Annotated in this window: 25 protein-coding genes and 2 tRNA genes; 17 read left to right on the forward strand and 10 right to left on the reverse strand. The window is 45.7% G+C overall.

The window, feature by feature from the left end:
- Positions 1 to 37: 37 nt before the first annotated feature.
- The 4 genes from JGK36_RS05535 to JGK36_RS05550 form a co-directional block, all read right to left on the reverse strand.
- The gene (locus JGK36_RS05535) at positions 38 to 469 is read right to left on the reverse strand and encodes a KGK domain-containing protein (protein WP_293180692.1); all 432 of its coding nucleotides are present in this window, start codon (positions 467 to 469) and stop codon (positions 38 to 40) included.
- A gap of 407 nt (positions 470 to 876) precedes the next feature.
- Positions 877 to 1,947 (reverse strand): c-type cytochrome biogenesis protein CcsB, encoded by a 1,071-nt coding sequence (ccsB, locus tag JGK36_RS05540; RefSeq protein WP_293180695.1) that lies wholly within the window; start codon positions 1,945 to 1,947, stop codon positions 877 to 879.
- A gap of 26 nt (positions 1,948 to 1,973) precedes the next feature.
- Positions 1,974 to 2,123 carry a hypothetical protein gene (locus JGK36_RS05545; protein WP_293200838.1) on the reverse strand — a complete coding sequence of 50 codons (150 nt, stop codon included), beginning with the start codon at positions 2,121 to 2,123 and terminating at the stop codon, positions 1,974 to 1,976.
- Between the two features lie 220 nt (positions 2,124 to 2,343).
- Positions 2,344 to 3,240, reverse strand: coding sequence for a Uma2 family endonuclease (locus tag JGK36_RS05550; protein ID WP_293180698.1), 897 nt, complete (start codon positions 3,238 to 3,240; stop codon positions 2,344 to 2,346).
- 253 nt (positions 3,241 to 3,493) lie between these two features.
- Here JGK36_RS05550 and JGK36_RS05555 point away from each other — a divergent pair.
- The 6 genes from JGK36_RS05555 to mutT all read left to right on the forward strand — a co-directional run bounded on the left by JGK36_RS05555 (position 3,494) and on the right by mutT (position 7,284).
- Positions 3,494 to 3,575, forward strand: a tRNA-Leu gene (locus JGK36_RS05555).
- A 74-nt stretch (positions 3,576 to 3,649) separates the two neighbouring features.
- Positions 3,650 to 4,426 carry an RNA methyltransferase gene (locus JGK36_RS05560; protein WP_293180701.1) on the forward strand — a complete coding sequence of 259 codons (777 nt, stop codon included), beginning with the start codon at positions 3,650 to 3,652 and terminating at the stop codon, positions 4,424 to 4,426.
- A gap of 542 nt (positions 4,427 to 4,968) precedes the next feature.
- Positions 4,969 to 5,928, forward strand: coding sequence for an RNA polymerase sigma factor, RpoD/SigA family (locus JGK36_RS05565; protein ID WP_293180704.1), 960 nt, complete (start codon positions 4,969 to 4,971; stop codon positions 5,926 to 5,928).
- 220 nt (positions 5,929 to 6,148) lie between these two features.
- A complete protein-coding gene (locus JGK36_RS05570; RefSeq protein WP_172187001.1) occupies positions 6,149 to 6,490 on the forward strand; it encodes a DUF760 domain-containing protein in 342 nt (113 codons plus the stop codon).
- Positions 6,491 to 6,695: 205 nt separating this feature from the next.
- Positions 6,696 to 6,878, forward strand: coding sequence for a hypothetical protein (locus JGK36_RS05575; RefSeq protein ID WP_293180707.1), 183 nt, complete (start codon positions 6,696 to 6,698; stop codon positions 6,876 to 6,878).
- Position 6,879: 1 nt separating this feature from the next.
- On the forward strand, positions 6,880 to 7,284 hold the full coding sequence (gene mutT / locus JGK36_RS05580; protein ID WP_293180710.1) for an 8-oxo-dGTP diphosphatase MutT: 405 nt from the start codon (positions 6,880 to 6,882) through the stop codon (positions 7,282 to 7,284).
- A gap of 213 nt (positions 7,285 to 7,497) precedes the next feature.
- Here mutT and JGK36_RS05585 read toward each other — a convergent pair whose 3' ends face one another.
- Positions 7,498 to 8,736 carry a histidine kinase gene (locus JGK36_RS05585; RefSeq protein ID WP_293180713.1) on the reverse strand — a complete coding sequence of 413 codons (1,239 nt, stop codon included), beginning with the start codon at positions 8,734 to 8,736 and terminating at the stop codon, positions 7,498 to 7,500.
- 88 nt (positions 8,737 to 8,824) lie between these two features.
- On the opposite strand from JGK36_RS05585, the gene JGK36_RS05590 reads away from it, so the two are divergent.
- The 3 genes from JGK36_RS05590 to JGK36_RS05600 all read left to right on the forward strand — a co-directional run bounded on the left by JGK36_RS05590 (position 8,825) and on the right by JGK36_RS05600 (position 13,414).
- Positions 8,825 to 10,513, forward strand: a complete 1,689-nt coding sequence (locus JGK36_RS05590; RefSeq protein ID WP_293180716.1) for a DUF2079 domain-containing protein — start codon at positions 8,825 to 8,827, stop codon at positions 10,511 to 10,513.
- A gap of 232 nt (positions 10,514 to 10,745) precedes the next feature.
- On the forward strand, positions 10,746 to 11,933 hold the full coding sequence (locus tag JGK36_RS05595; RefSeq protein ID WP_293180719.1) for a glycosyltransferase family 4 protein: 1,188 nt from the start codon (positions 10,746 to 10,748) through the stop codon (positions 11,931 to 11,933).
- Between the two features lie 236 nt (positions 11,934 to 12,169).
- Positions 12,170 to 13,414, forward strand: a complete 1,245-nt coding sequence (locus JGK36_RS05600) for an MFS transporter (protein WP_293180722.1) — start codon at positions 12,170 to 12,172, stop codon at positions 13,412 to 13,414.
- Between the two features lie 349 nt (positions 13,415 to 13,763).
- Here the strand turns inward: JGK36_RS05600 and JGK36_RS05605 are convergent.
- Positions 13,764 to 13,837: transfer RNA gene (locus tag JGK36_RS05605), tRNA-Arg, on the reverse strand.
- Between the two features lie 78 nt (positions 13,838 to 13,915).
- On the opposite strand from JGK36_RS05605, the gene moaC reads away from it, so the two are divergent.
- The 3 genes from moaC to JGK36_RS05620 all read left to right on the forward strand — a co-directional run bounded on the left by moaC (position 13,916) and on the right by JGK36_RS05620 (position 15,147).
- The gene (moaC, locus tag JGK36_RS05610; RefSeq protein ID WP_293180725.1) at positions 13,916 to 14,437 is read left to right on the forward strand and encodes a cyclic pyranopterin monophosphate synthase MoaC; all 522 of its coding nucleotides are present in this window, start codon (positions 13,916 to 13,918) and stop codon (positions 14,435 to 14,437) included.
- An 87-nt stretch (positions 14,438 to 14,524) separates the two neighbouring features.
- Positions 14,525 to 14,782, forward strand: a complete 258-nt coding sequence (locus tag JGK36_RS05615; RefSeq protein ID WP_293157023.1) for a 2TM domain-containing protein — start codon at positions 14,525 to 14,527, stop codon at positions 14,780 to 14,782.
- 62 nt (positions 14,783 to 14,844) lie between these two features.
- Positions 14,845 to 15,147, forward strand: coding sequence for a DUF3181 family protein (locus JGK36_RS05620; RefSeq protein WP_293180728.1), 303 nt, complete (start codon positions 14,845 to 14,847; stop codon positions 15,145 to 15,147).
- A gap of 76 nt (positions 15,148 to 15,223) precedes the next feature.
- On the opposite strand, the gene JGK36_RS05625 is transcribed toward JGK36_RS05620, so the two are convergent.
- Positions 15,224 to 15,484, reverse strand: coding sequence for a hypothetical protein (locus JGK36_RS05625; protein WP_293180731.1), 261 nt, complete (start codon positions 15,482 to 15,484; stop codon positions 15,224 to 15,226).
- 1,093 nt (positions 15,485 to 16,577) lie between these two features.
- Here JGK36_RS05625 and JGK36_RS05630 point away from each other — a divergent pair.
- Positions 16,578 to 17,528, forward strand: a complete 951-nt coding sequence (locus JGK36_RS05630) for a phytanoyl-CoA dioxygenase family protein (RefSeq protein ID WP_293180734.1) — start codon at positions 16,578 to 16,580, stop codon at positions 17,526 to 17,528.
- Between the two features lie 113 nt (positions 17,529 to 17,641).
- Here the strand turns inward: JGK36_RS05630 and murJ are convergent, their stop codons facing one another.
- Positions 17,642 to 19,255: a murein biosynthesis integral membrane protein MurJ gene (gene murJ / locus JGK36_RS05635; protein WP_293180737.1), complete on the reverse strand. Its 1,614-nt coding sequence runs from the start codon at positions 19,253 to 19,255 to the stop codon at positions 17,642 to 17,644.
- A 931-nt stretch (positions 19,256 to 20,186) separates the two neighbouring features.
- Here murJ and JGK36_RS05640 point away from each other — a divergent pair.
- The 4 genes from JGK36_RS05640 to JGK36_RS05655 all read left to right on the forward strand — a co-directional run bounded on the left by JGK36_RS05640 (position 20,187) and on the right by JGK36_RS05655 (position 22,560).
- Entirely contained in the window at positions 20,187 to 20,336 is a 150-nt protein-coding gene (locus JGK36_RS05640; protein WP_293180740.1) for a hypothetical protein, read from the forward strand.
- Positions 20,337 to 20,639: 303 nt separating this feature from the next.
- Positions 20,640 to 21,062, forward strand: coding sequence for a phosphomannose isomerase type II C-terminal cupin domain (locus JGK36_RS05645; protein ID WP_293180743.1), 423 nt, complete (start codon positions 20,640 to 20,642; stop codon positions 21,060 to 21,062).
- 115 nt (positions 21,063 to 21,177) lie between these two features.
- Positions 21,178 to 21,507, forward strand: coding sequence for an iron-sulfur cluster assembly accessory protein (locus JGK36_RS05650; RefSeq protein ID WP_293180746.1), 330 nt, complete (start codon positions 21,178 to 21,180; stop codon positions 21,505 to 21,507).
- Between the two features lie 207 nt (positions 21,508 to 21,714).
- A complete protein-coding gene (locus tag JGK36_RS05655; RefSeq protein ID WP_293180749.1) occupies positions 21,715 to 22,560 on the forward strand; it encodes a class I SAM-dependent methyltransferase in 846 nt (281 codons plus the stop codon).
- Between the two features lie 144 nt (positions 22,561 to 22,704).
- On the opposite strand, the gene JGK36_RS05660 is transcribed toward JGK36_RS05655, so the two are convergent.
- Together JGK36_RS05660 and JGK36_RS05665 are read right to left on the reverse strand one after the other, a co-directional pair.
- Positions 22,705 to 23,703 (reverse strand): glycosyltransferase, encoded by a 999-nt coding sequence (locus tag JGK36_RS05660; RefSeq protein ID WP_293196448.1) that lies wholly within the window; start codon positions 23,701 to 23,703, stop codon positions 22,705 to 22,707.
- Between the two features lie 204 nt (positions 23,704 to 23,907).
- Positions 23,908 to 25,122, reverse strand: coding sequence for a response regulator (locus JGK36_RS05665; RefSeq protein ID WP_293196423.1), 1,215 nt, complete (start codon positions 25,120 to 25,122; stop codon positions 23,908 to 23,910).
- Positions 25,123 to 25,262: the final 140 nt, after the last annotated feature.

Raw genomic sequence — 25,262 nt, forward strand, 5'->3', positions numbered from 1 at the left:
AAAAATCTTCCTGCTTTCCCTCCCTGTAAGTAGCAGCTTAGCTCCACATTCCTCGACTGTGGGGGTTGCTGTCTGGATACCTAGAAATAGGAAAATCATTACTTATTTCTGTTGAGTCCGTGACATCTAATGGCTCATTTGTATCAATTTGCTCTGAGTCGGAGCTATCTTCGGCGTTGTTTTGGGCGGTGTCTGATTCTTCCGGTGCGGCGGGAAGAGCTTTTTGTTCTTTCACCTCAGGTTCGATGGGAATGAACTCCAGGCGCAATCTAACTTTTCCTTGTGTCCAGCCTTTTCCTGAACTTAACAGCTCGCAATCCATGCCATCTGACAATAATCTTTCTTCTAGCAATCTTGAATTCAGAATGGTCATATATTCGTTGACTTTGAACGTACATTGATACATCAAAGCGCTGGTAGGAGCCGACAAAACATCGTCTTCTTTGAGAAATATTTGTGAATCGTCCATATCAATTGTCATTTTAATGAAGGAAGAAGGAAGAAGGAAGAAGGAAGAAGGAAGAAGGAAGAAGGAAGAAGGAAGAAGGAAGAGGGAGTAAAATTTTACAGTCTCAGTAGTTTAGCAAAGTGGGCATTGCCTTTGTGTCAACTTAATATCAAACGTAGTAATGGTCTAAGGTACGTAGTTGGGCTTTAGCCCTCTTTATGCGTATAAAGAAAGAGGGCTAAAGCCCAACTACGTACCTATCTGTAACCTTGCCTAGCCCTTAAGAAGGGAGGACAGGAATAGATACAAAGGATTTTAGGCTTAAATTGACACACTTTGCTGGAAATAGCTGCCTACAACTGGAGATTATATTAATCCCTATTCGGTGATTTATTCTGTTTCTCTGGGACTGATTTGTGGTTCAGAAATTAGAAAAACCAACCGTAGGAATGCAAACCTTTGCCTAACAGATTGACGCCTAGATAGCAAATCCAAACTACTACAAAACCTGTGGCGGCTAAAATTGCTGGGCGTCTTCCCTGCCAGCCGCGAGTGATGCGGGCGTGCAGGTAGGCTGCAAATACTAACCAAGTAATCAGCGCCCAAGTTTCTTTCGGATCCCAACTCCAGTAAGATCCCCAAGCTTCGTTAGCCCAAACGGCACCGGCAATAATCCCAATTGTTAGTAAGGGAAATCCTAAACCGATGATGCGATAGCTAATGTTATCAAGAGTTTCTGCTAGATTCAAGCGCTGGGGCGAGAGAAGTTCTGAGGTTTGAGTTGCCGCGGTTGATGCGGTTTGAATTGTTGCTGATTCTAGGACTGCGGTGGCGCCAAAACCGTTATTGTTGGAGTTGAAAGACGGTTCGCTGAAAGCTAACGCGCTGTCGCCTACTGTTTCGAGGGTTTGAGGTTCGGGATTTTGTGGGCGTTGCAGGCGGTAGTTGCCGTTGCGGTTGCCGTTGGTGCCGAAGGAACTACCTGTGAGTTCGATTTTTTGGCCGCGGGTGACGATTAAAAATGCGATCGCCAGCAATGCTCCTACCATTAAAGTTGAGTAACTGAGCATCATGACGCTAACGTGCATCATCAGCCAGTTGGATTTGAGGGCTGGTACTAGGGGCTCTGCCGATTGCATGGTGTCGGGCAGAGTCAGGGCTGCAAAGGCGGATATTGCCATTGCTACGGGGGATGTGGCTGCTCCAACTAGGCGGGAACGGCTCATGTTTTCCGCGACTAGGTGGATGGTGGTGATTCCCCAAACTAAGAAAAATAGGGATTCGTAAAGGTTGCTGAGTGGGAAGTAGCCGGCTTCTATCCACCTAGAACCGAGTAAAGCGGCGATGGAGAGGTTGGCGACAGCCATCCCTGCGGTTCCCAAGGCCCACAGGTAGGGAATGCCGGGGAATGCTGTACCCACCCAGTAAATGAGCATTGTTGCGAACAAGATGGCAAAGGAGATGTTGTCCAGCCAGTTCTGGAGTACGACCAGATCCATATAATTTACTCCGGTAGTGTTTTTACTTATTTTTTGCTAACTAGATCGATCGTACTGGGGTTGGGCAGTTTTGGGTTTGAGATTTTGAATTTTTGTGGCAATTCTGAGTTTTTGGCGGTGGTTGAGGTAGGGGGCCCCGGCGCGGCGGGCGATCGCCCGGGCCCATCAACCCACATTCTGCACCCGCAACTAACACAAGGGAACTGATAATTTCTCCAGAGCAAGCTTGGGGCTTTCAACCAATTCTTTCTGGTAAAAATCAGCAATTAGCAGTAAGTAAGCCACCTATGACTCCACAATATTTAACAATTTCGACGCCAGCTAATATCTCAACTCACAGCAAATTAAGCAACACTTAAAATTATAAACAGAGATGAGATTACTAACCTTGTAAGATTACGATTGATAAATTTGCCGAATTTCGTCCAGGTTGTTGGCTGCGAGCATATCAGAGGCGATCGCCTGCAAAACACCCACATCAGAAATTTCCAAAATTTCCTCAAGCAGCAGCAATCCTTCATCTCCGAATTTCAGTCTTAAACCGAGTTCGATCGTCTGGATAAATGCTTGTTTAGTGCGCGCCCGTTCCTCCAATAACTGAGCATCTTTTTGAGATAACTGAGCATCTTTTTGAGATAACTGAGCATCTTTTTGAGATAACTGAGTATTTTTTTGTACCGCCAGTTCGTCGCCTGTAGGAATGGAAGCGCCACCAGCAGAGCACCAGCGCAACCAAGTACCAGTAACATTTTCAAATTCACCTTGCCACAGAGTTAGTCCCAAACCGACTTCGGGAAACCAAGCATCAGTTTTAGGCACGTAAGATTGATTGTGCAATTCAAAGATTCGCAGCGTACTGCCTCTCAACTCGCGTAGCGGATCGTACACAACATAATACGGGATTCGCATTCGAGCGTAATCTATTAATTTGCTGCCCAATTCGTTACTTGGAGTTGGAGAAACAATTTCGATCGCAATTTCGGGAGGTTTGCCAAATTCCCAAAATAAATACGATCGCACTTGTCTTTCCCACCAATCCTCAGCACCAGTAATATTGATACTCAGAAAAACATCCGGGGCGACTCCCGGCTGACGCACGCTGCTGAACAAACCGACATTTGCCGCCGCAATAAAGGGAACGGTAATCCCCGTATCGCCACCGCTATATAAAACCGTTGTCAGCAATCGCTGCTGTTTTTCGTTGATGAAGCTGTCCAAAGGAGTATCGTCTTCTAGAACTAAGTTGCTAATATCTGGCAACTGACTCGGATCGAGGGTTAATGGCTCAGACATAGGTAGTCGAGGTGAGAACTATCTGCCACAACAACTATAACAGAAGGGGCATGGGGCATGGGGCATGGGGCATGGGGCATGGGGCATCTTCGCCTTTATAAAATTGGGAATTGGGAAAAAGGAAGAAGGAAGATTTTCTTTCTTCTTCCTTTGCCAACGGACTTGATATTACTCGCAGCTAGAATAAAAAAATATTTCCCAAAACACTTGACAAACTGGCGAGCATACCCGATAGTAGTAATTCGTGACCAATGCGGAACTGGCGGAATTGGTAGACGCGCATGATTCAGGTTCATGTGGTGCAAGCCTTCCGGGTTCAAGTCCCGGGTTCCGCATTCCCAAGGCAGAAAAAAGTTTGGGGTTGACCCGATACAGGTAATAACCCCATTCGCTCTGCTGAATTAAGAAAATGCTCACAAGTATTCAAAACCCCTTAGTAAAAGAAATCCGCAAACTCCACAGCTCTAAGGGACGCAGGGAACAACAATTATTTTTACTCGAAGGTACGCATTTGCTCGAAGAAGCTTGCGCGGCCAAATACCCGTTAGCAACGGTTTGCTGCACTCCCGAATGGCTGGATCAGCATGGGAAATTGTGGGAACAAATTGTTGGTTTAGCCGATCGCACAGAATTAGTCAGTGCCAAAGTCTTAGAGTCGATCGCCACTACAGTCCAACCCGACGGCATTATCGCCACCGCACCCCGTATCGCCACACAACCCGCAGAAATCTCAACTTTAGGTATAGCTTTAGAAACCATCCAAGATCCCGGCAACTTGGGGGCGATCGTCCGCACCGCCGCTGCTGCTAATGCCGACGGCTTGCTGCTGAGTTCAGACAGCGCTGATTTAGACCATCCCAAGGTGCTGCGCGCCTCAGCAGGAGCTTGGTTTAAGCTGCCAGTAGCAGTCACTCCAGATTTAACCGCCGAAGTCTCCGGGTATAAAAATCGCGGGATGCAAATTTTAGCAACCGTTGCCGGCGCCAGTTTAACTTATTGGGAAGTTGATTTGCGAGTGCCGACTCTGATCGTTTTGGGCAACGAAGGTTCTGGATTGTCGCCAGAATTGAGAAGTTTAGCCGATCGACAAATCCAAATCCCCCTCGGCCGCGGCGTAGAATCTCTCAATGTGTCGATCGCCGGAGCCCTCATCTTGTACGAAGCTCAACGGCAAAGAAGTCATTAGTCATCAGTCATTAGTCATTAGTCATTAGTCATTATCTGTTGGGGCGGTATTGAAAAGCTGCTGGGCATTTAAAGTGTATTTTTTAATTGCGTTGTCCGAAAGCATCTCCCCATCTCCCCATCTCCCCCTCTCCCCCTCTCCCCCTCTTCCCTCTACCCCCCATCTCCCCATCTCCCCATCTCCCCCTCTACCCCTCTACCCCTCTGAGATTTAGCGCATTTTGTTTAACATGATGCAACTGCAAAGCTTGTTTGCGGGTACTCTCGTACCAACATTGCAGGCTTCCATGAAATAAATGTAAAGAAGTGTAGCCAACTGCTCTCACAAATGTTAAGATTCTTAACATAAGTAGCATTGTGCACCCCCAACCAAAACCTAACCTGAGAGGGTTCTGACTGGGAGTAACAGCTAGCTACCATAAAATTAAGCCTCTTTAAATGGAAGGAAAGCGCAAGTCCCCGCCCGCTTTCCTTCCCAGCTAAAGCTAGAGGTTTGCTATCCGACAAACCTTTAGAGGCACAGATCCTCAGCGGGAAAAGCTCATGAAAACTCTTAAGTCCTCAGATACAGATTCTGTTCGCGCTTACTTGCGGGAAATCGGTCGCGTTCCGCTGTTGACCCATGAGCAAGAAATACTCTTCGGGAAACAGGTACAGCGCTCAGCCGCACTGCATCAGGAAAAAAATATTTTAGCCGAAGAGTTAGGCCGCGACCCGACGGCGGCTGAATGGGCACAGACAGTCGGGCTGTCTGAGGCACAGTTGCAGCGGACGATCGACAATGGCGAAAGGGCAAAGCGCCACATGGTGGAAGCTAACCTGCGCCTGGTTGTGTCTGTTGCAAAAAAATATATCAAGCGCAATGTAGATTTACTCGACCTAATTCAGGAAGGTACGATCGGGATGCAGCGGGGAGTAGAAAAATTTGACCCGACTAAGGGCTACAGATTTTCAACTTATGCTTATTGGTGGATTCGTCAGGCAATTACCCGGGCGATCGCCGAAAAAGGTCGCACCATCCGCTTGCCGATCCACATTACCGAAAAACTCAACAAAATTAAAAAGGCTCAGCGCCTGCTAGCTCAACAGCTCGGCCGCGCGGCTACTGCTGCTGAATTGGCGTCAGAGTTAGATTTGACTCCCAAGCAAATTCGCGAATATCTCGATCGCGCGCGCCTGCCACTTTCACTGGACTTGCGCGTGGGAGACAATCAAGATACTGAGTTGGGCGATTTGTTGGAAGATACGGGTACTACTCCAGAAGATTTTGCCCTGCAAGCTTCCCTGCGGACTGACTTAGACCACCTAATGGCGGAACTGACTCAGCAACAGCGAGAAGTCCTTGCTTTGCGGTTCGGTTTAGAAGACGGGCAAACTTTAACTTTGGCAAAAATAGGCGATCGTCTGAACATCAGTCGGGAACGGGTGCGTCAAATTGAACGGGAAGCTTTAACCAAACTCCGCAAGCGCAAGCAAGATATTAACGATTATCTCGCTAGCTAGCTAGATGGGAATGGCGATCGGGACACAGGCGATCGCCATTTTCCAATCTAAAATCGTAAAAACCGCCGCCTTTAATTCGGTTGTACCCACTTGGTTGCTGCGACTGTCCTGCTACATTAGTAATTACTTGGTAATAAATAGCAGCAGCGATCGGATAAGGGTTATTTAATTTAACCGCCCGCGTCTAAAATAACAAGCTGTCTCTGAAACGGAGGTACTCGTGAGCAACTCATCTAATAAATCCCCTGAATTCTTTGAAGAAGACGGAGAAAATGCTAATTTATTATGGCAATACGTGCAGTCAATGGCTCCCGACACTGTTTCTCAGTTGTCTAAGCCGACTTCTCACGAAGTGTTTCAAGTAATGGAGCGAAATATTGTCGGACTTTTGGGGAATTTACCTTCGGAACACTTCGGGGTGACAGTGACTACCAGTCGCGAACATTTGGGTAGATTGCTCGCCTCGGCTATGATTAGCGGCTATTTTCTCAAAAATGCCGAACAGCGAATGACTTTTGAAAAGTCCATCCAAGCTAGTGAGAGACACGGCTCGGATGATTAGTTGATTATTAACATTTAAATCGTACAAGTGTCAAGCCCCCTTCGGAAGATGGGGGCTTAAATTTTTAGATTTTAGATTTTAGATTTTAGATTTTAGATTTTGGATGGGTAGATTGCTGAATTGAAACCCAACACGAAAGTTTGCAGCCAGACTTTTATGAGACGGTATTAGTTGTCACTTGTGATTTGTTAATAAAATTGATAATATGATTAAATTATTAATTTTTAATTACAATAGATCGCACGGGTTGCCATCTAGCTGGTTGTTTCACCGTAATACTTCGTTACAGCCCACAGTTGCGGTTAAAAAAACGGTAAGTACGAAACTAGCAGTGCGTCAAAATTACCAATCACCAATTCCCAATTCCCAATTCCCAATTCCCAATTAATATGTCTCTTTCTCCTGTGGCCCACAAAGTTATCGGCGTTGCTGCGATCTGGAACGATCGCCAAGAAATTTTGATTGACAAGCGCCGACAACACGGACTGCACGGCGGTTTCTGGGAGTTTCCGGGCGGTAAAATAGAGCCGGGAGAAACGATCGAAGCTTGCATACAAAGGGAAATTATGGAGGAGTTGGGGATTGTCGTAGAAGTTGGCGATCGCTTGATTACAATTGACCACGACTACACTAAATTTACAGTTAGGCTTTACGTGCACCACTGCCGCTACATCAGCGGGGAACCGCAAACGATCGAATGCGATGAAATTCGCTGGGTGACACTCGACGAAATTGACCAGTTTACTTTTCCCAAAGCAAACGAACAGATTATCGCTGCCCTACGTTCAAATTGAACTTTAGGGAATGGGGCATAGGGCATAGGGCATAGGGCATAGGGCATAGGGCATAGGGCATAGGGCATAGGGCATAGGGCATAGGGCATAGGGCATACCTCACCACGCTTGAGAACCGCTATATCAAATTCGGTTGCTTGCGACTGACAACTGTTAACTAACAACTAACAACTAACAACTAACAACTAACAACTAACAACTAACAACTGACAGTTATTTCTGAATAGGCAGGGTAAAGTGAAAACAACTGCCTCGATCGGGTACTGAGTCTACCCAAATTTGACCGTAGTGGGCGCGGATGATGCCTTGGCACAAAGACAGCCCAATGCCGTAACCGTCTGTTGATTTATCTCGCTGCAAGCGATAGCTGTCTTCAAAAATGCTCGCACAATCTTCTTCGGGAATTCCTGGGCCGCTGTTACCAATGCTGACTTGAACTTTGTAAGCAGTGCGGTGCAGTATGGAAATACTTACAGTTCCTTCCTCTGGGGTGTACTTGCTGGCGTTGTCCAGCAGGTTGACTATGACTTGTTTGATGCGATCGGGATCGGCATAAACCAAGGGCAAATCTGCGGGAATGTCTGTTTCTAAGTTCAGACTTTTAGCCTGAAATTTGTCTTGAAATTGCAGGATTACATCTTGACAAATCGCCCTCAGTTCGATTTTTTTGGGTTCCATGTGGAGTTGAGCGTTAGTACCCCGGGCTGCTTCCAGGATATCTGTAATCATGCGATCGACAATTCGGATTTGGCGGCGGGCTTGTTTCATCAAATGAGCCGCCAGAGTCGGTGTCAAACGGGACTTTTGCCCCTCCTTTACCTTCTGATTTGACTCCAAAGTCTCCAAAGCCAAAGATGCGGCCGTTAAGGGATTTCGCAAGTCGTGAGCCAGCATCGCAATAATCCTGTCTTTCAACTGCAACTGCTCTTGCAGGTGTTCTTTTTCCTGTTTGAGCCGAAAAACTTCATCCGCAAGCTGCACGAGTTCGGTGGCGCAAGCAACCGAATAGATGGGTTTTGGGTCGGCCAGATTGGCAGCCAGAGCCGAGGTAGACTGCTGCTGAGCTGCGTATTCTTCTACAGAACGCTTCCAGCGGGGCCACCAATGTTCGAGTTGGGCGATCAAATTGCTGCCGGCGAGAGTTTGTCGGGGATCGGGATGAATTTTGAGCAGCGAGGGAGTGGCTACAAGTTTAAAGTGTTCGGCTAAATCCGGCTGTTCTCCTACGTCGATGACTTGAAGCTCAAAGTCGCACTCTGCCTTCAAAGCCTGTAGGGACTTGCGGATGTGTCTGGTCTGTTCCCTGGAAGAGGGACGCTTGTCTACGAACAGCAAAAGCTGTAAAAGCGGTGCAGGATTGGTCGGCTGTTCGGGAGAACAGTCGGTGTCGTCGTTGCCGGATGTTGGATTGACGCTGTTGACTTTTTCGATCGGGTGAAAATAATTGACCATTGCCGAGCCGAGTTATTTCACTTCTACTTTAATTTAATACTTACTTTAGATTTATGCTATTGTCCGATGATTTCATTACGGCGGGCCAATGACATTTTTGAGATGGAAGAAAAATGAGTCGCTGCGGGTAGTGGTTCAAGTGGCGGCGGCCTTTTTTGTGCTGTGCCTGCTGCTGACGCTGCACCGCTACTACAGCTTTTACGCTACATACGACCAAGGCATTTTCAATCAACTTTTTTGGAACGGCACTCGGGGTCACTTGTTTGAGAGTTCCCTGTCTTCGGCTTTGTCCACTAACGTGGTTCACCAAAATCAGCTCCCGTCTGTATCTTACTATCGGTTGGGGCAGCATTTCACCCCAGCGCTGATGCTGTGGCTGCCAATTTACTCGCTGTTCCCCTCTCCTGTTACTTTGACGGTGTTGCAGGTGACTTTAATTACGGCGGCTGGTTTAGTCCTGTACGCTCTCGCCAGACACCATCTAGAACCGCGACTGTCGGCGACAATTGTCGTGAGCTATTACGCAGCTAACGCCGTTATCGGCCCGACTTTGGGTAATTTTCATGATTCTTGCCAAACTCCGCTTTATGTTTTTGGCTTGTTGCTGGCGATGGAGAAGCGCTGGTGGCCGCTGTTTGGGATTCTGGCAACTTTAATGTTAGCCGTGCGAGAAGATGGGGGAGTTGTGTTGTTTGGGGTGGGGGCTTACATGATTTTGAGTCGGCGCTATCCTCTGACTGGCTTGGCTGTGTGCATTCTCAGTTTTGGTTACATGATTGCTTTGACAAATCTGATTATGCCTTTGTTTTCTGCTGATATTTCCGAGCGGTTTATGATGGAACGCTTCGGTCAATATGCTGATGGTGATGAAGCTTCGACTCTTGAAATTATTTGGGGAATGGTTAGCAATCCCGGGCGGTTGGTGACTGAGCTATTTACGCCCTTTTTTGGTAAGATTAGATACCTACTTGGTCAGTGGTTGCCGTTAGCTTTGGTTCCTGCCGTAGCGCCCGCATCTTGGACGATCGCAGGTTTCCCGCTGCTAAAGCTATTTTTAGCTAAAGGAGAATCTGTGCTGGCAATTAATATTCGCTATGCGATGACTGTGGTTCCGGGGCTGTTTTATGGGGCAATCCTGTGGTGGGCTGGCCGTCAAAAGGAAGAAGATAGAATTAAAAGGGGAGAACAAACAATTTTGCGTTTTCCGAATGCGGTGTTTCCTTTCCCTTCGTCTTCGCAGTTTCGCCGCTTTTGGGGGTTTTGCATCTGCTTGTCGCTATTTTTTACCTTCACGTCTAATCCTAATCGGACTTTTTCGTTTATTTTGCCCGATGCGATCGATCCTTGGGTGCAGGTTCCTCTCATCAGACAGTGGCAGCACGTGTCTCAAGTGCGCCCGCTGTTAGCTCAAATTCCTGATAATGCTAGCGTGGCTGCAACGAATACTATTGTGCCGATTTTGTCAAGCCGCCGGGAAATTCTCCGGTTTCCGATGTTTGAACTGCGGAATGATGCGGGAGAGGCAGTGAAGATGGAATATGTAATTGCCGATATGTGGCAGTTGCAGCAGTATCAACCTGCGTTTCGCCGGGAACGCGGACAGTTGCAGCAAATCGTGCCAGCGATCGATCGAATGTCCAAATCTGGAGACTACGGAATTGTTGGCTTTGAAGACGGTGCGATTTTAATGCGTCAGGGCGCTGCTTCTAATTCTGCATCGGTGGCTGCTTGGGATCGTTTTCGCCGCGAGTTGGAACCGATTTTGAAGCAATCTTGAGGGTGCGGGCGATCGCCCGAAACTGTCGGTTTAGGCCAAATATTCCAGAAACCGGGCCAGAGAGCAATTGCTGCAAACACCCGGTTTCTGCATAATTTTCCGTCCTTGTTGCTGCCAAAAGTCAGCCCTCGGGCATAGATTTGCGATCGATCAACATTTTAGGCTGTGGATCATACAATAAAGTAGTCAACAATAAACATTAAGATATATAAATTCTTAGGAGGGGAGAAAGATGAAAATTTTGGTATTGGCATGGGAGTTTCCTCCCAGAATAGTCGGCGGTATCGCCCGCCACGTATCGGAACTGTATCCAGAATTGGTGAAGCTAGGGCACTCGATTCACTTAATTACAGTAGAGTTCGGTCACGCGCCGATGTACGAAGTGGTTGAAGGAATAGAGGTGCATCGTGTAGTAGTCGGGCACGCCAAGGACTTTTTTCACTGGGTGGCGAACCTCAACCAAAGCATGGGGCACCAAGGCGGCAAACTAATGCTAGAAGAAGGCCCCTTTGATTTGATCCACGCTCACGATTGGCTGGTGGGAGATGCGGCGATCGCCCTCAAGCATACCTTTAAAGTACCGCTAATTGCCACCATCCACGCCACCGAATACGGGCGCTTCAGCGGCCTCCACAATGACGGGCAGCGCTACATTAACGCCAAGGAAAACGACCTCGCTTATAACGCTTGGCGCGTCATTGTTTGCAGCGACTATATGCGGCGGGAAGCCGAACTTGTACTATCGACTCCGTGGAACAAAATAGAGGTAATTTACAACGGAATTAGATCGGAAAAAAAGCCGCGCAGGGACGAATTTGACGCGATGGATTTCCGCCGCAAGTTTGCAGCAGACGACGAAAAAATAGTTTATTATGTAGGCAGAATTAGCTACGAAAAAGGCATTGCTGTATTTCTCAATGCAGCACCTCAAGTAATTAGGGAAATGGGGGGTAACGCAAAAATTGTTATTGTTGGTGGTGGCAATACAGACCATCTCAAAGTTATGGCTTGGAATTTAGGAATTTGGAATAAGTGTTATTTTACGGGTTTCATGTTTGAGGAACATCTCGACAAATTCCAGACGGTGGCTGACTGCGCGGTTTTCCCCAGTCTTTACGAACCTTTTGGGATTGTAGCATTAGAAAGCTTTGCTGCAAGAGTACCTGTGGTGGTGTCGAATGCGGGTGGCTTACCGGAGGTGGTGCAGCATACAAAAACTGGTGTTGTTACTGAGGCTAACAATCGCGATTCTTTGGCCTGGGGGATTTTGGAGGTACTGAGAAATCCTGGTTATGGGCGATGGTTGGTTGACAATGCTTATGAGGATTTGGAACGTCGATTTAGTTGGCCGAAGTTGGCAATGGAAACCGAATGGGTTTATCAGCGCGTGGTGGAGGAAAGGGCCGAGGTTGATTGGTAAAACAGACAGTTGACAGTTGACAGTTGACAGTTGACAGTTTGCAGTTGATAGTTGACAGCTTGCGCTGAGTTTGTCGAAGGGTTGACAGTTTACAGAAACAAATGTGGCAATTCTCAAGTTACTGAATTGGTAATTGGTAATTGGTAATTGGTAATTGGTAATTGGTAATTGGTAATTGGTAATGGGAATTGGCAATTGCTAATTGGTAATCAGAAAATTTACAGGGAATTCGCATCTTGAATATTTTTAGGGACATCGAACCCCAACCCAAACGCAGCTTGGTAACTTTATTCACCGCAGGCTTGCTATTCTGGTGTAGTTTGGCTTCGCTGCTGCCAACTTTGCCGCTGTACGTTCAATCTGTGGGCGGTAGCAAGCAGCAAATTGGTTTTGTGATGGGTGCATTTGCGATCGGGCTTTTGCTATCGAGGCCGCAGTTGGGTAAAATAGCCGACAGCCGGGGGCGCAAACAAGTTTTGCTGCTAGGCGTGTCTGTCGCTGCACTTGCCCCTATCGGCTACCTGTTAGCTCAATCTGTCCCATTACTGTTGTTTCTCCGGGCTTTTCACGGCATTAGCATCGCCGCTTTTACTACAGCTTACAGCGCTTTGGTGACAGATTTGTCGCCGCCCGGAAAGCGGGGCGAATTAATTGGTTATATGAGTTTGGCCGCCCCTATCGGTTTGGCATTTGGCCCGGCGATGGGCGGATTTGTCCAAGCTGGGGTTGGTTATCCTGCTTTGTTTGCGATGTCGGCGGCTTTCGCCACCACAGCTTTATTTATTACCACCAAAGTTGTGGAACCGAATTTCGCTGAGTTAACAAAGTCTGACTCGCTATCTGAGGACAAAAACAGCCAAAAATACTGGCAAATGCTGTGGAATCCCCGGGTGCGGATTCCGGCTTTGGTGTTATTGCTGGTTGGTTTGGTATTCGGAACTTTGAGCACTTTTATGCCTTTGTTTATCCAAGAAACTAAGGTTAATTTGAATCCGGGATTATTTTATTCTACGGCGGCTATCGCCAGTTTCAGTTTGCGGTTGGTGACGGGGCGGGCTTCGGACAAATACGGCCGCGGCTTGTTTATTTCTGGCGGCTTAATCTGTTACGCCGTGTCTATGTTATTGTTGTATTTTGCTAACAGCAGCGGTGCTTTTTTAATCGCGGCTTTGGTTGAAGGTACGGCTGGCGGTACTGTTATGCCAATGATGGTGACGCTGATGTCGGATAGGTGCGAACCTCAAGAAAGAGGTCGTTTGTTTTCGATTTGTATTGGTGGGTTTGATTTGGGGATTGCGCTTGCTGGCCCGACTTTGGGTTTTGTTGCTGAACAAGTTGGCTACAGGAATATGTTTGGTTTGGCGGCTGTTCTGGCTGCTTTGGCTTTGCTGATTTTTGTTACTTTGTGTAGCAAGAATTTGTCTCATTCGCTTAAATTTGCGATCGGGCGCGGCAAAGATGTTTATGCTTTGAATAGGTGACAGGATGGGGACGGGCTCTCCGGCCCATCCCACAAGAAAAAAGTTTTGTGGAATGGGCCGGAGAGCCCGTCTTAGCTATTTTTGCAATCTTGTTTATTGTCCGATACAGTTTAGATAAGATCTCAAGATAGTAAAAGCGATGTGAAAAATAGACTCTGCGATTGCTTCGTTCCTCTCTTCGTCTCGGGACGGGCTCTCCGGCCCATCCCACAAGAAAAAAGTTTTGTGGAATGGGCCGGAGAGCCCGTCTTAGCTATTTTTGGAATCTTGTCTGTTGTCGATCGCACTTGGCAACTTTAAACAACAAACGCACCCTACAAAATACTGTAAGATGCGTCGCTTTTGATAATGGGCTTGGAGGGATTCGAACCCCCGACCTCATGGTTCGTAGCCATGCACTCTATCCAACTAAGCTACAAGCCCCTGTCGAGTTCAGACTTAATCTAAAATTGATTAAGTTCTTTTCTCACAGAATCTAACAGTAACACCTTTACTAAAATAATGCAAGACCTTTCCGAAACTTTTTCTAAATTGCCCGATCGCGCGCAGCTAACTCACCTCGACAACAGCGGGGAAGCCCAAATGGTGGATGTTTCGGCGAAAGTGGCAACTGTGCGCCAAGCTGTGGCTGCGGCGCGGGTGCGGATGCTGCCGGAGACGTTTGCGGCGATCGAAGCGGGGAATGCGCCGAAAGGCGATGTATTGGGCACTGCAAGGCTGGCTGGAATTATGGCGGCTAAGCAGACGGCGAATCTGATTCCTCTGTGTCACCCTCTGCCCATTAGCAGCGTGGAAGTGCAGGTGATACCGGATGCTGGGTTGCCGGGGTATCAAATTCGGGCGACGGTGAAAATTAAGGGCGAAACTGGTGTGGAAATGGAGGCGATGACGGCGGTTTCGATTGCAGCGCTGACTCTGTACGATATGGCTAAGGGGTTGTCCAAGTCGATCGCCATTGAATCGATTCGACTGGTAAGCAAAAGCGGCGGCAAATCGGGAGACTATCAAAATTTAGAGGGATAAAGTTCCGGCCTTGGGGGGAGGCAGAATTCAAAAAGTAGCACTTATGCTTAAAATAGGCACAGAACTACTAACATCAAGTGAAAAACTATGCCTCCTCGTTGGCCCCGCAAACCCGATCGCAAAGACCCTGAGTACCGTCAATTAGACGATCGCATGAATTTTGCGATCCACGTCGGTCTTTTTTCTGCTTCCAATTCAGGTTTGTGGTTTGTTCAAAATTTGCAAAAGGCTGATTGGCCTTGGGCAGTTACAGTGACGGGTGTATGGGCTCTAGTAGTTTTGGCCCACGCGATTTTCATTTTTGCGATCGCCGATTATTCGCCTTTAACCAAAGATTCTGGTTGAAGGGAGTTGTCGGCGATTTGTTAACTGTTTTAATCCAGCACAAATAATTTGCTTTTTTAGATATGGCTAATACTACAGTTGCGATCGAATCCTTAGCCGCCCAAATCGGCGAAAATGTCTACATTGACATTGCCAAGTGGCATTTATATCTCCGTGATGCCCACCTGCATACCGTTGTTGCCCAACAACTTTACCCGATGCTGGAAGATGGCAGTTTAAATGATGACAAAGTTGCACGAGTTTTGCAAGGTATTTCAGTTAAGCTCGGTGGCGGTAAGCGGGAAGTGCCGCTGGCAGATTTGATTCCGATGCAGTGTCAAGTGCAATTGATGGATGTTCTTGAGGAATTTCAACGGGATATGTGATCTCAATTATTGATTGGGATTTAAGTGCGATCGCCCTTAATTTGACTTAAGGGCGATCGCACTTTTCATTATTTGCCTAAATCAACCAGAAATTAGCAGGGGTAATCGCATTCGCACTTACTCCAACCATCACACCTAACTGCTCCCCTGTCAAGAGGTTTTCGATCGGAGTTCCCTGAGTATTTTGAGTTATTCCCAACTGGCTAACACTCAAACCATCGGTTAGTGCGATCGAATCTCGATTGACGGTAAAATCAGCGATCGTATCAAATCCTCCATCGGCTTCTAAGACAAATAGATTGTTACCGCTACCGCAAATTAAACTATCATTTTGCAACTTCTATCTCGTAGCTGATGGCACCCTAGGCTTTTAATTACTAGGAAATTAGCAAAGTGCGATCGCACTGTCTGTGATTGAGTTCGCTTATTTACAATTATTTATATTTTTCTGATTATTGATCGCGGTGAATTTAGGGAATGGTGGGGCGGTGGCGCGATCGTAAATATTAAACAAAATGGGACTAAGTAAGTAGGCGCCAATAAATCGGTGCGGTGTAACAGAATGTGTATGGGTGTCAGGGAGCAATTGCTTGACTTCACTTCACTTCGTCTCGATCGCTATTTGAATACTTGTATATTTTCATACTCATTTACTTAATTGACAGCTAAAAAAGAGTGAAGCAAGATCCTCTTTTGTCCCTCTTTTTAAGGGGGATGCAAGGCGGATCTAAATTTGAAGGAGAAGTTTAAAAATACACCTTATAGCCCCGGACACCAGAGATTTAATTGTCACATCCAGCGTAATTTTTGCAATCAAAAATGCTATGGGGAGGCTTGTCGGGAATGCCACCCAATATTTTTACATTTTTTTAAGATAGCGGTTTGCCAGAATTTGCTCGCGCAATTATAGAGGTTTGCGATCGCCTGAAATCCTTTAAAAACAAGGCATTGACTTGTCTCCACTGAATATCTTTACGGCACTACACTGAAACCGCTCTGATAACATTTCTTAAAACAAAGCAACACATAAGTTCAGATCGTATCAAGAGCAGATATCGCGAAATAACCAGCCGTAAATACATTCAAGACAGTCGAATTCAAGCATGGACTCGATCGAGAGCAACAATAATTAAAAAATCTGTTTTACTTGACAACGTAAAACAATCAGGTTAGAACAATGCAAGTGACAAATATAGGACTTACGCAAGAAAACGCATATCTGTCATTCTTTGCTGTGCATCGCAATCTCAACTCTATGTTTTTTGTGGTTCATGCGTAAGTCTTGAGACCTAAAAGTTTGTTTGCTAAAGTATTGGCAAACTCTAAAACTTTTATATCTCTTTTTTTTGCAAACAAAGACAGCTTACAATCACAAAAAGATCACAGGTGCAAGCTACAATAACAAATTTTGTACAAAACTACCGCAAACTATGAACACAACAACAAGCGTGATTCAGAAATCGGAAAGCTTCGGGTACAAGCTTGCCAATTATTTCGTCAAAAACTATCAATGTCTGATTCAAAACCCTCGACTATTTTTGATGCGTAAATTTGCTCGTTTCGAGATTGTACGCGACTGGGCAACGATGTTATTGAAGCGTCCAGCTAAATCTCATGTTATCAGTCAAGAAAATGCTTCAGTTCTGGGAAAGTTGGATGTAGATGCGATCGCTGCTACGATCGAAACCGATAGTTGTTATCAAAATCTTCAGCTACCCGAAGATACAGTTCAAGAACTTTTGAAATTTGCCAGTTCTACAGTTGGCTACATTAACAGAGATGCCAACCGTCCCTACCACTACAAAGGAACAGAAAAAGTAGGTGCGGACTTACCCAAAAATGCCCGCGTTTGCAGCTATATGAGTAACGGAAACCAGTCTTCAACCCTGAAAGAACTGGAAAAAGACCCCGGCATACTGGCTATTGCAGCTAAATTTCTGGGTGCCGAACCAGTACACATGGGCAGCGAAATATCGTGGAGTTTCCCAGTTCCAGCAGAAAACCACATCCAGCAACGCAAGGCAGCCCAAGTATTTCACTACGATTTAGACGACTATCGGTTCATTAAGTTTTTTTTCTACCTTACCGATGTCGATATGTTCAGCGGGCCGCACACTTATGTTTCTGGAACTCACAAAGGCAAAAAGTTGATGCACCAGCTTATAAGTACGCGCTGTGCAGACATCGATGACGAAAAGATTGTTGAATATTACGGCGCTGAAAATGTGGTGAATGTCTGTGGCAAAGCTGGTTTTGGGTTTGTAGAAAATCCCCTTTGCTTTCACAGAGGAACGCAGCCAACTGAGAAACCGCGCTTGATGCTGCAAATAGAGTATACCATTAACGACTACGGCAACATTCACGAGGCTTTGGGTTGCTAGCAAGTCAACCTCGTCAATCAGGAAGTCTTGTCTGTCTGTCGAGACTTTTTAGATTATTCTCTGGGGCAGTGGGACGCTCCTAAAACATGATTCAGATGCCAACAGAAACTATATTATCTACCAAAACGGCCGCGAATGCGATCGACAAACATCTCAACTTCCGGCAACTTCATCTGATGCACAAAAATGGCAAAAACTCCCAACCCTGCCAAACTCGCCACACTCAACTGCACTAATTGAATTACCAAACCTTCAGTACCCAAAACTCTTTGACAGCCTTGCAGAGTAGCCAAGGACACGAAAGCAGTTAGAGAACTACCACAAGCTAACCCCAAAAAAGGCAAACTCCACTCCCCCCAAGGCAAGCCACCCAGCTTTTTATCTAATAAGTACAAAAACATAATCATCGAAACTAGATTCACTCCCACCGTCGCCAAAACTAATCCGGGCGCGCCGAAAGCTCCTACTAACAAATAATCCAGCAGCCCATTTAAAAAGATATTGATAATACTGACACGAAAAGGGGTTTCCCCGTCTCCCAAGGCATAAAATACCCGTACCAAAACGTCGCGGCCCAAATACACAAACATTCCAATACCGTAAGCCATCAATATCGGTATGACAAACTGCGAGGCTGACAGATTAAAAGCACCGCGTTCGTAAACAATGCGGACGATGGGTGTAGCCAGTGTCACCATTAAAGCGCTTAAGGGCATCATTGTCAGCGCAGTCAAAATTAAAGCTTGACGAATTTTATCTTTTAATTCCGGCCAGTCTTTGGGTTCGGCAAGGCGAGAAAATATTGGCAAAAATGGTACTAAAATTACATTAGAAATAATGCCTAAAGGAGTCATTACCAACAAGCCGCTGTAGCCCATGGCAGATGCAGCTTGAGGGATGTAGGATGCGAAAAACAAGTCAGTATAAACGTTAATTTGCAGCATTCCCGAGGATAAGGTAGCAGGAACCATCACCTTAACTACTTCTTGCACTCCGGGGCGTTTAAAATTAAACCGCAAACGCAATTTTCCCAATCCCGCGCGCCACTGCGCCGCCAGTTGCACTAACCACTGCAAAACTGCTCCTGCTAAAGTTCCCCAAGCTAATACTAAGCCACCGATTAGTGCGTATTGTGGCTGAGTAATTTTTTCTCCGAGTTGTAGCGCGAGAATTCCTAAACCGCCGACAAGTGCAACGCTGGAAAATAAAGGGCTGATCGAAGGAAGCCAGTACATATCGGCGGCGTTGAGTGTGCCGAAACCAATGCCGATTAAGCCTGAAAGCAATGCCATCGGCGCCATAATCCGAAATTGTTGGACGGCTATTGCTTTGATTTCTAAACCTTCTGCTGTTCTATTTAACCCGGGTGCTACTAAATCGATCGCCTGATCTGCAAAAATAATTAAAGCGATTGTTACCAACAGCAATATGCCGCCAACTAATGTGGTGATTGTCTCGACTAAGGGTGCAGCTTCTTTTTTGTCGCGGCGGGCTAAAACGCTGACGATCGCGCTGTGAAACGGCCCGTTAATGCCTCCGAGCAAAATAAATAGGAAACCGGGGATGACGTAGGCGTAGTTGTAGGCATCGACGGCGACACCGACTCCAAAGGCTGCTGCGATCGCAATTTGGCGCACCAATCCGAAGACTTTGCTAATCAGAGTGGCGACTGCGACAATACCGGCAATCCCTGCTAGGGAACGAGAGGGCTTCTGGGTTTCAGACACAAATGGTTACAAACGCTAGTGCTAAAAGGCTTTGCTAAGTTTAATAGCAAATCTGGACGATCGTAACATGAATTGTAATTGGTCAACTACCCTCCCTCCCCTGAAACTGCCTCAAGCGAGACAGTTTCAGATTGTGAATTTTAAGCAAAAAGCTTCTTCTTCAATAAAATCAAGGACAGAATGAGGGTTTTAGCGATCGAAACTGAAAAATGAAATAATTGTGTTCAAACTTTGCAATACTTGCCTACAAAGGGTTTCAGAGATTTTATTTTTGTCCGTAGGGGGGGTGAGCAATTACGAAAAAACTTAGTTAATCAACATAATAAATGCACCCTAAAAAAAACGACAGTTAAGGGTACATAAACGCCAGAACTATCAATTGGCTTTGCCTACTTGTAGGTCTTAAGATCTACAAAGCCTCATAGAACTCATTTGAGATCTATTGCTATAACTGCAAGCCTTGCGATCTATGAATTTTGGCTGTTTTGCTAGAGTTGGTTACGCAGCTATCGTCAACAGTTTATTGAGTTATACCAAACGGCTTACTTGCAAGCCTTATCGGTCAAGAAAAGATGTCAAATGAGTTCTATATGGTGAAGGTATTAGTCGCAGCGCTTCCTGAACTCTCTCAAAGTAGCAGTCCTACAATCTAGATGGCAACTGCGTTTGAGGTGCGCTTACCCTGACCTAGTATCATGTATTATATGTGGATATACTGCATTGGGTAGATCCACTAAAAAATCAAAGCTTGTGCGATCGAGTGACGGTGAAAAAATAGTTAAAGCTGAGATGTTACGCCATTGTCAGCAATAGGCATCTTGCCTGTTCATAAATAAGTAAAAAACAGTTTGTTGGTAATTAATTGATAAATTAGATATTTGGATTTTTTTAACCGCAGAGGCCACAGAGAGCGCAGAGGAAGAGAAGAGAGATGAGTAATTGTGATAGCGACTCACATCTAGAGGATATTCAAGCTGCGATCGCGCCGAATGAAGCTGGACACGATCGGGAGCTGAACAGTGATAGGATCAAATCGCTACATCCGCTCTTCCTCTGCGCCCTCTGCGCCCTCTGCGGTTAAAAAAATCCAAAACAACCATAAATCTTATAAAATGTTCCCATTAAATAAAGAATCAGCACTCCCAGATGAAGATTTGATGTAGATTTGGCCGATCGCACCCATCACAGGTGACAACTAATATAGTGATTTTGCTATGGTTGTTAAGGCTGGTCGATCGGGAAGAGCAGATTTCACAGTAAAATGTACAGTTCGCTAACCCTTCCGCGCAGGTGAGGTTCGATTTTAACAACTAATTAGCTCACCTCAAAAACCAACATCGTTTACTAAAGGCTTCAACAAGCAATCCCGAAGGAGTAAAAAATCATGGTTCAAACTCAAGAACTTTCTCAAACATTAACTCTGCTCGCATCTGCTGCACCCAACGGAATTTCCGCTACAGAATCACGCCCGTGGGGTTCTTTTACAACACTTGAAGAAGGCCCGGGATACAAAATTAAGCGGATCGAAGTCAAGCCGGGACACCGCCTCAGCCTGCAAATGCACCACCACCGCAGCGAACACTGGATCGTAGTTTCCGGTACTGCAAAAGTTACTTGTGGCGAAACCGAAGAAGTTCTATTTACAAATCAGTCTACCTATGTTCCACAGTGTATTTCTCACCGTCTGGAAAATCCGGGAGTGATTCCCCTGGTTTTAATTGAAGTGCAGAATGGTGAATATCTCGGAGAAGATGATATTGTGCGCTTTCAAGACGATTATGCGCGGACAGAATCTAAGGCTAAATAACCTATAAACTGGTTATTTGTTATTTGTTATTTGTTATTTGTTATTCGCACCAATCAGTAACCAGTAACCAATAACCAGTAACCAATAACCAGTAACCAGTAACCAAATAAAATTAATGATTCATCTAAGCAAAACAGCAGCGACAGAAGTAAAGCGCCTCAAGTCAAAGTATCCGAACCCGAATGCTTTGTTTCGTCTGGGCGTGGAATCGAGCGGCTGTTCCGGTTTGTCTTATACAATGGCATTTGACGATGCACCCGTCCCAGAAGACACTCTCTGCGAGTCCGAGGGAGTTCAAGTTGCGATCGACCCCCAGCACTTAAAATATCTCAACGAGCTCACCTTAGATTATTCAGAAGACTTGATGGGCGGAGGTTTCCGATTCCACAATCCCAATGCAGCCCAAAGCTGTAGCTGCGGCAACTCCTTTTCTGCTAAAGAATAATCAACTGTTCTGGGTAATGGAGATATTTTGACGGTATCAGAACTTTTTCCTGGTTGGGAATTGCCAATTTGTGAACTGTGACCGCCAATTTTTACAGAAGCTGAAACTGAAGGATAATCTCGCATTTTAATATAAGTAGTTTGAACGAACCGCGAAGACGCAAAGGACGCGAAGGAAGAGAGGAGAAGAGAAAAGAAAGATTTAACAATGGCAAATAAATCAGAAAAACCCCAAGATTGGTATAGCGAATATATCGCCACCTACAGTTACGAACAGCGAAAAAATTGGTACAGCCAAATCGCAGGTTTCTACCACAAAACTAGACCGCGCTATCCTCAACAACTAATTAATCGCGTTGTTGAATTAGCCGAACTCCCCTCAAATGCCAACATTCTTGAAATCGGATGTGGCCCCGGAATAGCCACTGTTCCGTTTGCGGAATTAGGTTTTGCAATGCTTTGTCTCGAACCCAGTCAGCCAGCTTGTCAGCTAGCACAACAAAACTGTGCAACTTATCCATCTGTAGAGATTAAAAATCAAACTTTGGAAGAGTGGGAATTAGAAGCTGATAAATTCAATGCTGTACTGGCGGCGACTTCTTTTCATTGGGTGTCACCGGAGATTCGCTATCAAAAAACGGCCGCCGCATTAAAAGATAAAGGTTCATTGATTTTGCTCTGGAATGCCGGAGTTTTGCCAGAAGATGAAGTTTACCGAGTTTTGGATGAAGTTTATCAAAATCAAGCTCCGTCTCTAGCAGTATATCATGCCAAAGAAAGAGCCAATCAAGCAGAAAGTATCAAAGAACTCGGACAAAATATCATCGACTCAGGCCTGTACGAGGATTTAATTTACGAACAGTTAGTATGTGAAATTACCTACAGCATTGAGGATTATCTGAATCTTTTGCAGACTTACTCAGAGTACATCGCGCTAGACGATGGCACGAAAAATTCTTTGTTGGCAAGTTTGCGGGAAGCGTTAGCAAAAAACTGCGAAAATATCATCAAAGCTTCCTATATTTCAGCATTTCATATTGCCAAAAAACTTTAGCACTTTTTCTCTTCTCTTTCTTCGTGTCCTTCGCGTCTTCGCGGTTCGTTAAAAAAACCTTATTTACCAATCTGAGGTGGAATTGGTAACAAAAAGGTTCGTAGTGAGGACTTTAGTCCTCGGAAAGAAGGACTAAAGTCCTCACTACAAACCTATTGTAGTATGGCTGCTGAGAATTGTCCACTGCATTAACTGCTGCCATTCGGGAGATTGAGTTAATAAATCTGCATCCAATTCATTGCCAGTATCCTGCGAAAATTCCGTAAAACACTCCGCCCAATTAATTACTGTTTCCACTGGCAAATAAGGCGTATAATTCCAAGAACGCTGCAAAAATTCTGCCATCTCAACAGGATGACCGGTGCGGTGCAAATACCAAGCAATCCAAACCAACGTACTGTACTTGATTTGCTTTTCCAACAAACGTATTTTATCCGGCACTTCGGGCCGCGCAAAAAAATTGTCCATTACCGCCGCCAAGGATTTAGCCTGCGGTAAACCTTTGTACATGGCACTTTGTTCGTGCTGGCGGTAGCAAACTGTTATTTGTCGCAGCCACTCTGTTTCGCATCCCATTAAGGCTAAACGCAGCGCTAAATCTGTATCTTCGGCTGGTGGAAATCGAGGATCGAAACCGCCCGCTCGCTCTAACCAATGGCGGCGAAACATCATCGCGCTGGGCAATACTGGTTTCCACCGCAGCCACATTTCTAAGTCTAATTTAGGGACGTTTTCCCAGGGTTTGACATCTTTGATAGGTTCGCCTATGCTGTTGACTTGACGCCAGCCGCTGTGGACTATTCCTAGATTTGGTTGCGCTCTGAATACAGCAATTTGTGCTGCTAATTTCTCGGGTAAAAAGTAGTCATCTGCATCGAGAAAGGCGATGAATTCTCCTTGCGCTAGTTCGATGCCGCGATTTCGGGCAATGGAAACTCCTTGATTTTGTTGGTAAATGTAGCGAATGCGATCGCCATATTGCTCTAAAACTAATTTGGTGTCGTCTCGGGAACCGTCGTCTACTACAATAATTTCCCAGTCAGTATAGGTTTGGCGCAGCACGCTATCTACGGCTTGGCCGACGTAAGCAGCACAGTTGTAAGCCGGAATCACCACGCTTACCTGCGGAGTTCGATCGCTCATCATGAATATCAAGTCCGAAGCATTAGAATCTATACAGGCTGGGCGGATTTACTAAAATCCCTGGCTGTGAAATCCAGAAAAATTATACACTCGCGCCTCAAAGATTTATTTATCAAATCTAGTTGCGTCTTTATTATAATACGTCTAAGGTGCGCCAGAGACTGACGCACCGGATAAGCGATGCTTTTTGAGCATAAATTTGGTTCAAGAATTTGCCAAAGTAAGTTGGCGCGAATTCAGTAAATCGTGGGGGCGAATTCCTAAAGGGTTGCGATCGCCTTTTACCTTTAAATACTTCTGAGCTATTTGCAAAACCTGTTCCGGATTGGGCGGCTTGCTCAAAAAATCGGAAGCACCTGTAAGTTTGGCTCGCGTGCGATCGATTATACTGTCTTTACCAGTCAAAAACACGATCGGAGTTTCCCGAAAACTCGGTGTTTGTCGCAAAAAATTACACAAAGCAAAGCCGTTTGTCTTCGGCATTACCACGTCCATAAAAATTAAAGCAGGCTTTTGTTTGGCAATGATGCCCACTCCATCCATCGGATCTTGAATTTTTAGAACTCGATACCCCGCCGGCAATAAAATTTGCTGTAAAAATTCGCATACTGTCGGACTGTCATCGATACAGGCAATCAAAGGGCGAACCTGCCCAGCCATCGACGCAGCAAGGCGCCACTGTTCTATAGGCGACGGTAAGTCTGGTACTGTGCGGAAATTTACTAAACCCTGCTTCATGTAATTAACTAAAGCGCGAGTTGCGACTGTCACGCACTGCTTTTTCTTCAATGCAATATCCCAAAGAGTATTCTCGCCGTTAAATACGTTAGCCAAAGCTATCAAAGAGTTAGAACTAAATCGATTTTCCTGCAACTGGGCAGACGCTTTTAAAAGGGGTGCTTGTTCTGGTTCTACCAGCCACAAACCCATGCCTTTCCACTTCTGCCAAATTAGTTCTGTAGAGTACATAATTTGTTCTACTTCCGTTACAGACAGCAGCAAAGAAGAGATTACTTTAGAAAAATATTTTTCCGACGGACGCCACTCCCGACGCAAACCCGATTGACCGATCAGAGCAAAGAATACTTCGGAAACGCTGCTGTGGACGATCGCCTTAGCTTGTTGCAAACTCATTTCGCTGGCCGCTAGCCCTTGCTGAATCAGTTGATATTCCCACAGTTCCCGAGCCTCCAGATCTCTAAGATCCACTTGAAAGTTGGGACAGTGTTGTCCAATAGCCCTGTACCAGCGCCTCGCTCTGTGCGCTCCTCCTGTGGCATAAACCAAACTACCCTGAAAAAAGTATAGTTGCCACTGTTGCTCACCTTGCTCTAATAGCAGTTTTCCCGTTGCTTGTTTCTGGCTGAGGACTGCCAAAGTATGAGACAGCATTTTGTACCCGATTGCGGTAGCAGACATATCAACTCGCATCCCCTGTACTCCTGTTTTCCCTATTATATCGCTGCTGAGTTTGGGAAAAAAACAGTAATATTACTGAATTGTGTTCAAAAAAACACACTACCTGATGCGAGTTTAACCCGATCGGGTATTCATACAAT

The sequence above is a fragment of the Microcoleus sp. PH2017_35_SFW_U_B genome (genome assembly GCF_020737865.1).
Taxonomy (GTDB): domain Bacteria; phylum Cyanobacteriota; class Cyanobacteriia; order Cyanobacteriales; family Microcoleaceae; genus Microcoleus.